This is a genomic window from Pseudomonas sp. CNPSo 3701 (assembly GCF_028674975.1).
GTDB lineage: Bacteria > Pseudomonadota > Gammaproteobacteria > Pseudomonadales > Pseudomonadaceae > Aquipseudomonas > Aquipseudomonas straminea.
The window spans coordinates 218,876-232,653 of record NZ_JAQZSI010000003.1; the positions used below are offsets into that span (position 1 = coordinate 218,876).

The 13,778-nt window shown below is 65.0% G+C and carries 12 protein-coding genes; 11 read left to right on the forward strand and 1 reads right to left on the reverse strand.

What is annotated here, in order from left to right:
* Window positions 1-72 precede the first annotated feature (72 nt).
* The 8 genes from PVA39_RS10210 (at window position 73) to murB (ending at window position 6,929) form a co-directional block, all read left to right on the forward strand.
* Complete coding sequence (locus PVA39_RS10210) at window positions 73-2,295, forward strand: DNA internalization-related competence protein ComEC/Rec2 (RefSeq protein WP_274123971.1); 2,223 nt, start codon at window positions 73-75, stop codon at window positions 2,293-2,295.
* Between the two features lie 72 nt (window positions 2,296-2,367).
* The gene (locus PVA39_RS10215; RefSeq protein ID WP_274123972.1) at window positions 2,368-3,024 is read left to right on the forward strand and encodes a MotA/TolQ/ExbB proton channel family protein; all 657 of its coding nucleotides are present in this window, start codon (window positions 2,368-2,370) and stop codon (window positions 3,022-3,024) included.
* The gene (locus PVA39_RS10220) at window positions 3,021-3,449 is read left to right on the forward strand and encodes an ExbD/TolR family protein (protein ID WP_274123973.1); all 429 of its coding nucleotides are present in this window, start codon (window positions 3,021-3,023) and stop codon (window positions 3,447-3,449) included. Before PVA39_RS10215 ends, PVA39_RS10220 begins: the two co-directional genes overlap by 4 nt.
* A complete protein-coding gene (lpxK, locus tag PVA39_RS10225) occupies window positions 3,449-4,456 on the forward strand; it encodes a tetraacyldisaccharide 4'-kinase (RefSeq protein WP_274123974.1) in 1,008 nt (335 codons plus the stop codon). The genes PVA39_RS10220 and lpxK overlap by 1 nt, the downstream gene beginning before the upstream one ends.
* Window positions 4,457-4,497: 41 nt before the next feature.
* Entirely contained in the window at window positions 4,498-4,683 is a 186-nt protein-coding gene (locus tag PVA39_RS10230) for a Trm112 family protein (protein ID WP_013791977.1), read from the forward strand.
* 1 nt (window position 4,684) lies between these two features.
* Window positions 4,685-5,449 carry a 3-deoxy-manno-octulosonate cytidylyltransferase gene (gene kdsB / locus PVA39_RS10235; protein ID WP_075929392.1) on the forward strand — a complete coding sequence of 255 codons (765 nt, stop codon included), beginning with the start codon at window positions 4,685-4,687 and terminating at the stop codon, window positions 5,447-5,449.
* The gene (locus PVA39_RS10240) at window positions 5,449-5,913 is read left to right on the forward strand and encodes a low molecular weight protein-tyrosine-phosphatase (protein WP_274123975.1); all 465 of its coding nucleotides are present in this window, start codon (window positions 5,449-5,451) and stop codon (window positions 5,911-5,913) included. Before kdsB ends, PVA39_RS10240 begins: the two co-directional genes overlap by 1 nt.
* Complete coding sequence (gene murB / locus PVA39_RS10245) at window positions 5,910-6,929, forward strand: UDP-N-acetylmuramate dehydrogenase (protein WP_274123976.1); 1,020 nt, start codon at window positions 5,910-5,912, stop codon at window positions 6,927-6,929. The genes PVA39_RS10240 and murB overlap by 4 nt, the downstream gene beginning before the upstream one ends.
* A 255-nt stretch (window positions 6,930-7,184) precedes the next feature.
* Here murB and rne read toward each other — a convergent pair whose 3' ends face one another.
* On the reverse strand, window positions 7,185-10,370 hold the full coding sequence (rne, locus tag PVA39_RS10250) for a ribonuclease E (RefSeq protein ID WP_274123977.1): 3,186 nt from the start codon (window positions 10,368-10,370) through the stop codon (window positions 7,185-7,187).
* A 748-nt stretch (window positions 10,371-11,118) separates the two neighbouring features.
* Here rne and rluC point away from each other — a divergent pair.
* Genes rluC through sppA form a run of 3 tightly spaced genes read left to right on the forward strand, consistent with a single transcriptional unit; the run spans window position 11,119 to window position 13,727 of the window.
* Window positions 11,119-12,072 (forward strand): 23S rRNA pseudouridine(955/2504/2580) synthase RluC, encoded by a 954-nt coding sequence (gene rluC, locus PVA39_RS10255; RefSeq protein WP_274123978.1) that lies wholly within the window; start codon window positions 11,119-11,121, stop codon window positions 12,070-12,072.
* Window positions 12,065-12,760 carry an HAD-IA family hydrolase gene (locus PVA39_RS10260; RefSeq protein WP_274123979.1) on the forward strand — a complete coding sequence of 232 codons (696 nt, stop codon included), beginning with the start codon at window positions 12,065-12,067 and terminating at the stop codon, window positions 12,758-12,760. Before rluC ends, PVA39_RS10260 begins: the two co-directional genes overlap by 8 nt.
* Complete coding sequence (sppA, locus tag PVA39_RS10265) at window positions 12,750-13,727, forward strand: signal peptide peptidase SppA (protein ID WP_274123980.1); 978 nt, start codon at window positions 12,750-12,752, stop codon at window positions 13,725-13,727. The genes PVA39_RS10260 and sppA overlap by 11 nt, the downstream gene beginning before the upstream one ends.
* The last annotated feature ends 51 nt before the right edge of the window (window positions 13,728-13,778 follow it).

Below are 13,778 nucleotides of genomic sequence, written 5' to 3' on the forward strand. Positions count from 1 at the left end.
TATGAAGATAGCGGCCTTTTTCGTTTTGGTTCTACAAGCGGGACACCCATGGACGGGACGCGAACAGCAGACTTGCGCAGCGCATTGCTGGCCCTGGCCGCCGGGCTGATCCTGCTGCGCTGGCTGCCACAACTGCCGTCTACCTCGTTGCTATTGGCCTCGGCGCTGCTCGGACTGGTCCTGCTGCCGTTTCGCAGCTATCTGCTGGGGCTGTTTCTGCTCGGCTTCAGCTGGGCCTGTCTGTCGGCGCAATGGGCGCTGGATGATCGCCTCGATCCCTCGCTGGACGGCCGCACGCTATGGCTGCAGGGCAGGGTGGTGGACTTGCCGGATGTGCGCGAAGGCGTGGTGCGTTTTCATCTGGCCGAGGCGCAGTCGCGGCGCGCCGAGCTGCCACAACTGTTGCGTTTATCCTGGTATGAGGGCCCGCCGGTGCGGGCTGGCGAGGTCTGGCGCCTGGCGGTGAACCTCAAGCGGCCCCATGGGCTGGTCAATCCGCAGTCCTTCGATTACGAGGCCTGGCTGCTGGCCCAGCGTATCGGCGGCGTGGGCACCATCAAGTCCGGAGAGCGCCTGCAGGAAGCGGATGGCAGTGCGGCGTGGCGCGACCGGCTGCGTCAGCGTTTGCTGGCTGACGACGCTCACGGCCGTGCCGGCGGCCTGGCGGCGCTGGTGCTGGGCGATGGCTCGGGGCTCTCGGTCGACGATTGGCGAGTGCTGCAACACACCGGCACGGTGCACCTGATGGTGATCTCCGGCACCCATGTGACCCTGGTGGCCGGCATGTTCTACGGCCTGGTGTTCTGGCTGGCACGCCTGGGCTGGTGGCCGCGCGCGGTGCCCTGGCTGCCGGTGGCCTGTTTGCTGGGCTTTTCTTCGGCGCTTGGCTACAGCCTTTTGGCCGGCTTCGAGGTGCCGGTGCAGCGCGCCTGCGCGATGATCGGCCTGGTGCTGTTGTGGCGCTGGCGGTTTCGCCACCTGGGCATCAGCCTGCCGTTATTGGTGGCGCTGACGGCGGTGCTGATTCTCGAACCGTTGGCGGTGTTGCAGCCCGGCTTTTGGCTGTCGTTCGGGGCGGTGGGGCTGTTGGTGCTGATTTTCGCCGCGCGCCTTGGCCGCTGGAGCGGCTGGCGCACCCTGGTTCGCGCTCAGTGGGCCATGGCGTTGGGCCTGTTGCCGATGATGCTGGCCCTGGGGCTGCCGATCAGCCTCAGCAGTCCGCTGGCCAACCTGATCGCGGTGCCCTGGATCGGCTTTGCGGTAGTACCGTCGACCCTGCTGGGCACGCTGTTGTTGCCCGTGCCCTGGTTAGGCGAGGCATTGCTGTGGTGGTCAGGCCTGGCGCTGGATCTGCTGTTTCGCCTGCTGGCACTGATTGCCGACGGGCTGCCGGCCTGGCTGCCCGGCGCCTTGCCGCTCTGGAGCTGGCTGCTGCTGGCGCTGGGCGCGCTGTTCATTCTGCTGCCCAGCGGCCTGCCGATAAGGGCTCTGGGCGTGATCCTGCTGCTACCGGCGCTGTTCACCCCGGTGCCGCGTCCGCCAGAGCAACGCGCCGAGGTGTGGATGCTGGACGTCGGCCAGGGGCTGTCGATGCTGGTGCTCACACAGCGTCACGCACTGCTCTACGACACCGGCGCGCGCTTTGGTGATTTTGATATCGGTGAGCGGGTGGTGCTGCCTTCGCTGCGCGCGGTCGATGTGCGTGAACTGGATATGCTGCTGATCAGCCATGCCGATAACGACCATTCCGGCGGCGCCGAAGCGGTGGCCCACGGCCTGCCGGTCAGGCGCGTGGTCAGCGGCGACGCGCCGGCGCTACCGGCGTCGCTGGGCGCCGAGCCGTGCGATGAGCAGCGCTGGAGCTGGGATGGCGTGCAGTTCAGCACCTGGCGCTGGGCCGAGGCCGGCGACAGCAACCAGTCCTCCTGCGTGTTGATGATCGAGGCGGCGGGCGAGCGTATGCTGCTGACCGGCGATATCGATACGCCTGCCGAACGCGCGTTGATCGACAGCGGTTTCGATCTTTCCGCCCGCTGGCTGCTGGCGCCTCACCACGGCAGCCGCAGCTCGTCGTCCTGGGCGCTGCTCAAGGCGGTGCAGCCCCAGGCCGTGCTGTATTCACGCGGGCGCCACAACGCCTACGGCCATCCTCACCCGACCGTCATGGCGCGCTATGCCGCGTTCGAGGCCAAGGCCTACGACAGCGTCGAGACTGGTGCACTGCGCATCGAGCTCGGCACCTTCGGCGAGCCCTTGGCGCTGCGAGAAATACCGCGTTTCTGGCGGGAAAAATGAGAACCGCAGCCGTCGGCGACACCGCGACCCTATGCTAGAGTGGCGCCACTTTTGCGAAGGGGATCTGCCACCGTGTGGGAACTGGTTAAAGCTGGCGGCTGGGTGATGCTGCCGATCATTCTGTGTTCAATCGCCGCCCTGGGCATCATTGCCGAGCGTCTGTGGACGCTGCGCGTCAGCCGCGTCACGCCGCCCCAGTTGCTGGGCCAGGTGTGGCGCTGGATCAAGGATAAGCAACTTAACAACCAGAAGCTCAAGGAGCTGCGCGCCGACTCGCCGCTGGGTGAGATCCTCGCCGCCGGCCTGGCCAATTCCAAGCATGGCCGCGAGATCATGAAGGAGTGCATCGAGGAAGCCGCCGCCCGCGTGGTTCACGAGATGGAGCGCTACCTCAATGCCCTGGGCACCATCGCCGGCATCACGCCGCTGCTCGGCCTGCTGGGTACGGTGATCGCCATGATCGACATCTTCGGCTCTTTCGTGGGCGGCAGTACGGCCAACCCGGCGCTGCTCGCTGGCGGTATCTCCAAGGCGCTGATCACCACCGCCTCGGGCCTGGCCGTGGCCATCCCGGCACTGTTCTTCCACCGTTTCCTGCAGCGCCGCGTCGACGAGCTGGTGGTCGGTATGGAGCAGGAGGCGATCAAGCTGGTGGAAATGGTCCAGGGCGAGCGTGACGTCGACCTGGCCGATGAGCCCAAGCCCGCCAAGGGGAGCAAGAAGGCGTGAAGTTCAGACGTAGACAGCGCGAGCAAGTCGAGATCAATCTCGCCTCGCTGATCGACGTGGTGTTCATCCTGCTGCTGTTTTTCGTGGTGACCACCACCTTTACCCGAGAAACCCGCATGCAGGTCGATCTCCCCGAGGCGGCCAGCGGCACGCCGCCCGAGCAGAGCGAGCTCAAGCAGCTGGAAGTGGTGATTTCCCCGGACGGTGCGTTCTCGCTCAACGGTCAGGCTCTGGTCAAGAATGACTTGGACAACCTGATGGCGGCCTTGCAGAAGGAGTCTGGCGGCGACAACAGCCTGCCGCTGACCATCAGCGCCGACGCCAAGACCACCCACCAGTCGGTGGTCACCGCCATGGACGCCGCCGGCAAGCTGGGCTTCGCACACCTGCGCATCACCACCGTCGAGAGCCAGGCCGCGCCCTGATGGCGAGCCTTGCCGACCGCCTGGTGCGGGCGTGGTACGAGGGGCATCCGGCGCTGGCGCTGCTGCGCCCTCTGGAGGCGTTGTACCGCAGCGTGGTAGAGCGCAAGCGCGCGCGTTTCCTGGCGGGCGAGGGCGAGATCTACCGTGCGCCGGTACCGCTGATCGTGGTGGGCAACATCACCGTTGGTGGCACCGGCAAAACGCCCCTGATTCTCTGGTTGGTCGAGCAGTGCCAGGCCCACGGCCTGCGCGTGGGCGTGATCAGCCGCGGTTATGGCGCCAAGCCGCCGAGCCTGCCCTGGCGGGTTCGCGCCGAGCACAGTGCCAAGCAGGCGGGCGATGAACCGCTGCTGATCGTGCAGCGCAGCGGCGTGCCGCTGATGATCGACCCGGATCGCAGCCAGGCGGCCCGCGCGTTGCTCGCCGAGGAGCCGCTGGATCTGCTACTGAGCGACGACGGCCTGCAGCATTACCGCCTGGTCCGCGACGTGGAGCTAGTGCTGATCGACGCCGCCCGTGGCCTCGGCAATGCCCGCTGTCTGCCGGCCGGGCCGCTGCGCGAGCCGGCCGAGCGCCTGCAGAGCGTGGATGCCTGCCTCTACAACGGCGCGCCGGAAGACCCAGCCGGCGGCTACGCCTTCAGCCTGGTGCCTAGCGCGCTGATCAACCTGCGCAGCGGCGAGCGTCGCCCACTCGATCACTTCCCGCCCGGCCAGGCCCTGCATGCAGTGGCTGGTATCGGCAACCCGCAGCGTTTCTTCAAGACCCTCGAGGCGCTACACTGGCGGCCTGTCGCGCATGCCTTCGCCGATCATGCCGCCTACAGCGCCGAGCTGCTGAATTTCTCGCCGGCGCTGCCGCTGGTGATGACCGAGAAGGATGCGGTGAAGTGCCGGGCCTTCGCGGCCGATGACTGGTGGTACCTGGCCGTCGACGCCCAACCGTCCGCTGCCTTTAGCGCCTGGTTCGACGCCCGGCTGGAACGCCTGTTCGGCGAGCGGCACTAAGCCTTCACGCGTTACTTCTTCTTTGTTCTCAAGGATTTCCCATGGACCCGAAACTGCTCGATATCCTGGCCTGCCCGATCACCAAGGGCCCGCTCAAGCTCAGCCAGGACAAGACCGAACTGATCAGCAAGGGCGCCGGTGTGGCCTATCCGATCCGCGATGGCATTCCGGTGATGCTGGAAAGCGAAGCACGCACCCTCAACGATGACGAGCGCCTGGACAAGTAACATGAGCAACGCCTTTACCGTGGTGATTCCGGCGCGCTATGCGTCGACCCGTCTGCCTGGCAAACCGCTGCAGGACATCGCTGGCAAGCCGATGGTCCAGCATGTCTGGGAGCAGGCCTGCAAGAGCAGTGCGACCCAGGTGGTCGTGGCCACCGACGATGCACGCATCGTCGAAGCGTGCAAAGGTTTTGGTGCCCAGGTGCTGCTGACCCGTGTCGACCATAATTCCGGTACCGATCGGCTGGCTGAGGTGGCCGCGGCCCTGGGCCTGGCGGCCGATGCCATCGTGGTCAACGTGCAGGGCGACGAGCCACTGGTGCCGCCGTCGATCATCGACCAGGTCGCGGCCAACCTGGCCGGCAATCCCCAGGCGGGCATCGCCACCCTGGCCGAGCCCATCGAGGATGTCGCTGCGCTGTTCAATCCCAACGTGGTCAAGGTCGCCAGCGATCTCAACGGCCTGGCGCTGACCTTCAGTCGCGCGCCGCTGCCCTGGGCGCGGGATGCCTTCGCCGCCGACCGCGACGCCTTGCCGGCGGGCGTGCCTTACCGCCGGCATATCGGCATCTACGCCTACCGCGCGGGCTTCCTGCAGGACTTCGTCGCCTGGGGCCCGTGCTGGTTGGAGAACACCGAATGCCTGGAGCAGCTGCGTGCGCTCTGGCATGGCGTGCGCATCCACGTCGCTGATGCGCTGGAAGCGCCGCCCGCCGGCGTCGATACCCAGGAAGACCTGGACCGCGTCCGCCGCCTGTTGGGTGCCTGATGCGCGTTCTGTTCGTCTGTCTGGGTAACATCTGCCGTTCACCCACCGCCGAGGCGGTCATGCGTCAGCGCCTGTTGCAGGCCGGTCTGGCCGGGCGTATCGAGCTCGACTCCGCCGGTACCGGCGACTGGCACGTCGGCAAGGCGCCGGACTCGCGCACCCAGCAGGCGGCCAGCCGTCGTGGCTACGAGCTGTCCAGCCTGCGCGGTCGCCAGGTGTCGGCTGACGACTTCGCCCGTTTCGACCTGATCCTGGCCATGGACGGCGCCAACCTGCGCGACCTGCAACGTATGCGCCCGGCCAATGCGCGGGCCGAGCTGGACCTGTATCTGCGCCGCTTCGAGCTGGCCGAGGACGAAGTGCCGGATCCCTATTACGGCGGCAGCGAAGGTTTCGAGCACGTGCTGGATCTGCTCGAGCAGGCCAGCGACGCCTTGCTGATCGAACTCAAGGGGCGTCTATGAGCCTGCAGGTGCAGTCGGGTATATCGCTCAGGGCCTACAACACTTTTGGTGTGGACGTGGCGGCGCGCTATTGGGCCGAGGCTGCCGACGAGCACGAGGTTCGCCAGGCGCTTGACGCGGCGCGTGAGCGGCAGGTGCCGCTCTTGGTACTCGGTGGCGGCAGCAACCTGCTCTTGACCGCCGATGTCGAGGCCCTGGTGCTGCGCATGGTCGGCCGCGGCATTCGCGTGCTGGCCGACGACGGCGAGCACGTACAGATCGAGGCCGAAGCCGGCGAGCCCTGGCATGACTTCGTGCTGTGGACGCTAGGCCAGGGTTTTGGCGGCCTGGAAAACCTCAGCCTGATTCCCGGCACCGTCGGCGCCTCGCCGGTGCAGAACATCGGTGCCTACGGCGTCGAGCTCAAGGACTGTTTCCTTGGTTTGACGGTGCTGGATCGGCACTGCGGTGAGGTTCGCGAGTTCGACCTGCAGGATTGCGCCTTCGCTTACCGCGACAGCCTGTTCAAGCGCGAAAGCGGGCGCTGGATCATCCTACGCGTACGCTTCGCGCTGAGCCGCAACGCGCCGCTGCATCTGGATTACGGCCCGGTGCGTCAACGCCTGGCAGAGCAGGGTATCGAGTCGCCAAGCGCCCTGGATGTCAGCCGCGCCATCTGTACGATTCGCAGCGAGAAGCTGCCGGACCCGGCCGTACTCGGCAACGCCGGCAGCTTCTTCAAGAACCCGCTGGTGCCGGCCGAACTGGCGCAGCGCCTGCAAGCCGAACATGCCGATCTGGTGGCTTACCCCCAGGCCGATGGCCAGGTGAAGCTGGCTGCCGGCTGGCTGATCGACAAGGCCGGCTGGAAGGGCTACCGCGACGGCGACGCCGGCGTGCATCGCCTGCAGGCGCTGGTGCTGGTCAACCATGGCAACGCCACCGGGCAGCAATTGCTCGGCCTGGCGCAGCGCATTCAGACGGATATCGCCGAGCGTTTCGGCGTCAGACTGGAGATCGAGCCGAACGTGCTCTGATTCCATCGCGTAACCCCGCCGTGCTGGCGGGGTTCGAGGCTCTCCTGCCTCATTTCCATTGTTCCCGGGTATCGCTGCGCTCAACCGCGGGGCTACAGCGCGCGTTTCTCCGCTTGCTGAGCACGGCTTCGCGTAGCCTGGGTCGAGCGCAGCGATACCAAGGTCGATGCAGCTGACACAGAAAACGACCGTGCCTCGAATGGCAGGCAATAAAAAAGGGATGCCGAAGCATCCCTTTCATTTACGTATCAGCTATCAGGCTTGCGGCTTGGGCGCATCCTGATCACGCTGGGCGCCTTCGTCGACCGGGGTGATGATCACCTCGGTCTGTTCGGCTTGCTCGACCGGCTCGCTGGCTGGCTGAGCAACCACGGTTTCGCTTTCCACGGCTGGAGCCGCTTCAGCGACCGGTGCGGCCTCGGCCACGGCAGGCGCTGCAGCAGCGGCCTTGGCAGCTTCCTCTGCTTCGCGAGCCAGACGCTCCTGCTCGCGCTTGCGACGACGCACTTCACGCGGATCGTTCGGCGCGCGGCCATTGCTGCTGGCAGGTGCCGCAGGCGCTGGCTGCTCAGCTTCTACGGCTGGCGCTTGCTCGACCGCGGGTGCGGCTTCGACTTCGGCGACTGGCGTGGCTTCGCTGGCAGGAGCTGGTTCAGCGACAGGCGCTTCGACCACTGGCTGCTCGCTGGCAGGTGCTTCGGCCACGACCGGCTCGCTCACTGGCTCGGCGGCAACAGCTGGCTGCTCGGCAACGGCTTCGAAAACCGGTGCCTGCTCACGCGGCTGCTCGACTTCTGGCAGAGCCTCGACCACCACGTCGGCGCGCTCGGCGACTACGGGAGCCGGGGCGGCTTGCTCGGCTGGAGCCGGTTGCTCGGCTTCAACTGCGGCAGGTGCCTGAGCGGCTTCGACAGGGGCGGCCGGTTGGCTTTCGCTGGCGGCGTTCTGCTCGGCAGGTTGCTCGGTTTCGGCGATCACGGCGGCCACGGTAGCGGCTGCTGCGATGCTGGCACCGGCGACTGGCTGCTCGGCGTTTTCTTCGCTGCCTTCTATTGGGTTGCCATCGGCATCACGCTGACGCTCGCGGCGGTTGCTGCGGCGACGCTGGCCACGGGAGCGGCGACGTGGGCGATCACCACCTTCGTTGCCGTCCTGATCGTCGTCCTGCTGCTCTTCGCTGTTCAGCACTTCTTCTTCAGCGCTGTCGGCCTTGGCCTGTTCGGCGCGTGGCTGACGCTCTTCACGCGGCTGGCGTGGCTGACGCGGTTCGCGTTGCGGGCGCTCGGCGCGAGCTTCTTCGCCTGCGACTGCGGCATTTTCGTTTTGCGGCTCGGCGTCCAGCGGAGCGCGCAGTTCACGCGGCTGACGCTCTTCGCGCGGGCGACGCTCACGACGGTTTTCCTGGCCTTCACGCGGCGGGCGGGACTGACGCACTTCCTGCGGCTCGCGAACTTCCACGTTCTCACGCGGTTGGCGATCTTCACGCGGTGCACGCTCTTCACGCGGGGCGCGCGGTTGACGCTCTTCACGAGGCGCGCGTTCTTCACGCGGTGCACGCTCTTCGCGGGCGGCACGATCTTCGCGCGGCTGGCGCTCTTCGCGCGGCTTGCGGTCGTCGTCGCGGCGGTTGCCACGGTTGCGGTTCTGCTGACGACCGTTGCGACGCTCGTCACCACGCGGCTGACGCTCGCCCGGCTTCTTCTCGATCACGGTCGGCTTCTGCTCTTCGGCACCGGCGAACAGGCCCACCAGGGACTTCACCAGGCCTTTGAACAGGCCGCCAGTTGGAGCTGCTGCAGCAACCGGAGCGGCAGCTGGTGCGGCTTCGCTGACCGGAGCCGGTGCGCTGCGTGGCGGCGCGGCCTTGATGGCGGCTTCCTGGCGAACCAGGGTGCGGGTGGCGGCTGCCGGTTTTTCTTCTTCGGCTTCGACCGTGGCCATTTCGTAGCTGGTCTGGGCGCTCTGGGCTTCCGGGCTGTCGTCACGGATACGCTGCACTTCGAAGTGCGGGGTTTCCAGGTGGTCGTTCGGCAGGATGACGATGCGCGCACGGGTACGCAGTTCGATCTTGGTGATCGAGTTGCGCTTCTCGTTGAGCAGGAAGGCGGCGACCGGGATCGGCACCTGGGCACGAACCTCGGCGGTACGGTCCTTCAGGGCTTCTTCTTCGATCAGGCGCAGAATGGCCAGCGACAGCGACTCGACGTCGCGGATGATGCCCTGACCGTTGCAGCGTGGGCAGACGATGCCGCTGCTTTCACCCAGGGATGGGCGCAGGCGCTGACGGGACATTTCCAGCAGGCCGAAGCGCGAGATGCGGCCGACCTGTACGCGGGCGCGATCGGCTTCCAGGGCTTCGCGAACCTTTTCTTCGACAGCGCGCTGGTTCTTGGCCGGGGTCATGTCGATGAAGTCGATAACGATCAGGCCGCCGATGTCACGCAGGCGCAGCTGGCGGGCGATCTCTTCGGCCGCTTCCAGGTTGGTCTGCAGGGCGGTTTCTTCGATGTCGCTGCCTTTGGTGGCGCGCGCCGAGTTGATGTCGATGGACACCAGGGCTTCGGTCGGGTCGATGTAGATCGAGCCGCCGGACGGCAGCTTCACTTCACGCTGGAAGGCGGTTTCGATCTGGCTTTCGATCTGGAAACGGTTGAACAGCGGCACGCTGTCTTCGTACAGCTTGATCTTGCTGGCGTACTGCGGCATCACCTGGCGGATGAAGGTCAGGGCTTCTTCCTGGGCTTCGACGCTATCGACCAGTACTTCGCCGATGTCCTGGCGCAGGTAGTCGCGGATGGCGCGGATGATGACGTTGCTTTCCTGGTAGATCAGGAACGGGGCAGGGCGGTCCTGGGACGCTTCCTTGATGGCGCTCCACAGTTGCAGCAGGTAATCGAGGTCCCACTGCATTTCTTCGCTGCTGCGGCCCAGGCCGGCAGTGCGCACGATCAGGCCCATGTCGCCCGGGATGTCGAGGCCGTTCAGCGCTTCACGCAGTTCGTTGCGCTCTTCACCCTCGATGCGGCGGCTGATGCCACCGGCACGCGGGTTGTTGGGCATCAGCACCAGGTAACGACCGGCGAGGCTGATGAAGGTGGTCAGGGCTGCGCCCTTGTTGCCACGTTCTTCTTTCTCGACCTGAACGATGACTTCCTGGCCTTCCTTGAGCACGTCCTTGATGTTGACGCGGCCTTCGGGGGCTTTGGAGAAGTATTCGCGGGAGATTTCTTTGAGAGGGAGGAAGCCGTGACGCTCGGAGCCGAAGTCGACGAATGCCGCTTCGAGGCTGGGTTCTACGCGGGTGATGCGACCTTTGTAGATGTTGGATTTCTTCTGTACGCGGGCGCCGGACTCGATGTCCAGATCGTACAGGCGCTGGCCATCTACCAGCGCAACACGCAACTCTTCGGGTTGAGTTGCGTTAATCAGCATTCTTTTCATGTGGTACCAGTGGTTTCCGGTGCTGCCGGAAGCCGCGTTAGGCACACACGACGCTCAGGGTCGGTGTCAGGTGCGTCAGAAGCGGGCGTAAATCGCTTCAGTGTCTAGCGGCAGCAGCCAGTTTTGCTGGGCCGCGACGGACGTCTCCTGCTTGCTGTATGTGACAGAAAGCCCTCAGAACTCGCTTGTGATCGGCTAAGCATCGGCCTTGCTGCGTTGAAACCGGTCTGGAAAATCCGTTTACCACGTGGGTAAGGGTCGCTTCCTCGGCCGCCCCGAACGGGGGCTGTTACTAACGTAGCGTCTTGCGTGGCGCTAGCTCGCGAGACCCTAAACAGGTTCTCAGTCAGGAGGAGGAATCAAGGGTCGGTAGCGGACGATATGACGCGTCTTTAGATGAAGCTCTTTGCTACGCAGGCCGACCGTTGTGCATCTCCACCTTTACACGTATCGCTGAAAATCGGGTGCCGCTCACGAAAATCCGCAGCGGGTTGGCATTACCGCGACCGTCCAGTTGGGCAGGTCACGCATCTATGTCTCAGGCCTTGTTTCCGAGTTTCTCGAGCAGCCATGCTGGCCTTTCGCTCTCTGAGGTGCCCGTCGGACGGCCTTATGTCCTGAAGTGGGTTGCTCGATTCGCGATGGCGGTTTGGCAACATCCGCGAATCAGGCCGCTTTTGACGGCATTCGCGACTATAGCAGCAATGATTAAGTGCTTCAAATCCATAAAAATTGTATGATCGCGGCCATGACGACACCTATTCCCCCAACCTCCGGCGTACAGCTGCTGGAGGTCGCGCCAGAGCTCGCCGGCCAGCGCATCGACAACTTCCTTCGCAATCAACTCAAGGGCGTTCCCAAGACCCTGATCTACCGCATCCTGCGCAAGGGTGAGGTGCGGGTCAACAAGGGACGCATCAAGCCTGAATACAAGCTGCAGGCTGGTGACATCGTGCGTGTGCCGCCGCTGCGCCTGGCCGAGCGTGATGAGCCCGAGCCGCTGGCCCAGGGCCTGTTGCAGCGCCTGGAAGCGGCCATCGTCTATGAAGACAAGGCGCTGATCGTGATCAACAAGCCGGCCGGCATCGCCGTGCATGGCGGCAGTGGCCTCAATTACGGGGTGATCGAAGCATTTCGCCAGTTGCGCCCGGATGCCAAGGATCTGGAGTTGGTGCACCGCCTGGACCGCGATACCTCGGGCCTGCTGATGATCGCCAAGAAGCGCAGCATGCTGCGCCACCTGCACGAGCAACTGCGCGGTGATGGCGTCGACAAGCGCTACATGGCGCTGGTGCGTGGCCACTGGGCGACCGCCAAGAAGCAGATCAACGCGCCGTTGCTCAAGAGCAACCTGCGTTCTGGCGAGCGCATGGTCGAGGTCAATCCCGAGGGCAAGGAGGCGTTGACCGTGTTTCGCGTGCTGCGCCGTTTCGGCGAGTTCGCCACCCTGGTCGAAGCCAAGCCGGTGACCGGCCGCACCCACCAGATTCGCGTGCATGCCCAATACGGCGGGCACTGCATCGCTGGCGACAGCAAATACGGCGACGACGACTTCACTCGAGAGATTCGCGAGCTGGGCGGCAAGCGCCTGTTCCTGCATGCCTACGAGCTGAACATCCCGCTGCCCGAGGGTGGCGTGCTGAAGCTCGAGGCGCCGGTCGATGAGATGTGGGCCCGCACCGTGGAGCGCCTCAGTGCGTGACTACAGCCTGCTGATCTTCGACTGGGATGGCACCCTGGTCGATTCCATCGCCCGTATCGTCACCGCCATGCATCAGGCCGCCGATCTGTGCGGCCTGCCACGGCGCAGCGACGAGGCGGTCAAGGGCATCATCGGCCTGGCGCTGCCGCAAGCGATCGCCACCCTTTATCCGGAACTCGACGAAGCGGCGCACGTCGAACGCTTCCATGCCGCCTATAGCGAGTGCTACGTGGCGCTGGACCAAACGCCTTCGGCGTTCTTCGACGATGTCGAGCAGAGCCTGGCGAGGTTCCGCGAGCAGGGCTATCGGCTGGCGGTCGCCACCGGCAAGAGTCGCCGTGGCCTGCAGCGGATTCTCGACACCCTGGGCTGGCAGGATTATTTCGATATCACCCGCTGCGCCGATGAGACGGCCAGCAAACCGGACCCGCGGATGTTGCACGAGATTCTGCAGCATTGCAGGGTGAGCGCCGAGCAGGCACTGATGGTCGGCGATTCGTCGTTCGATCTGGAAATGGCCCAGCGCGCGGGCATGGATTCGGTGGCGGTGGGCTACGGCGCACAGACGCTGGAAGCGCTGAGCCGTTATGAGCCGAAATTGTCGATCAACCATTTCACGCAATTGAGTACCTGGCTGAGCTGCACGGTAGCCGAGACCCGAACCGAGGAGATTGAGCATGTGGGGTGAGAGAAAGACGTCGTCGGTCTCCGAGAGCGACCCGAAGAGCTGGAAGCTCCTCGAAAAGACCTTGCTGGCCAGCGTCCATGAGCAGCGCCGCTCGCGCCGCTGGGGCATCTTCTTCAAGCTGCTGACCTTCATCTACCTGTTCGGCGCCCTGGCACTGTTTTCGCCACTGATCAGCAACCAGGGCAGCGGCAGCAGTTCGCCCCATACCGCGGTTATCGAAGTGCGCGGGATGATCGCCGACAAGGAAGCGGCCAGCGCCGACAACATCGTCGGCAGCCTGCGCGCCGCCTTCAAGGACCCGAACACCAAGGGCGTTATCCTGCGCATCAACAGCCCGGGCGGCAGCCCGGTGCAGTCGGGTTACGTGTACGACGAGATTCGCCGTCTGCGTGGCGAGAACCCGAACATCAAGGTCTACGCGGTGATCTCCGACCTCGGTGCGTCCGGCGCCTACTACATCGCCAGCGCTGCCGACCAGATCTACGCCGACAAGGCCAGCCTGGTGGGTTCCATCGGCGTCACGGCAGCCAGTTTCGGCTTCGTCGACACCATGGAGAAACTTGGCGTCGAGCGCCGTGTATACACCTCGGGTGAGCACAAGGCATTCCTCGACCCGTTCCAGCCGCAGAAGGACGAGGAAACCCGTTTCTGGAAGACGGTGCTGGACACCACCCACAAGCAGTTCATCGACAGCGTGAAGAAGGGTCGGGGCGATCGCCTCAAGGATGCCGAGCATCCCGAGCTGTTCTCCGGCCTGATCTGGTCTGGCGAACAGGCCCTGAGCCTCGGCCTGATCGACGGGCTGGGTAGCACCAGCTACGTGGCTCGCGAGGTGATCGGCCAGGAAGAAATGGTCGACTTCACCGTGCAGGAAAGCCCGCTGGATCGCTTCACTAAGAAACTGGGCGCCAGTGTTGCCGAGCACATCGCGCTGTGGATGGGCTTTCAAGGGCCATCGTTGCGTTAACGGCTGTACCAATAAAAAGCCCGGCACTTGGCCGGGCTTTTTATTGGCTGA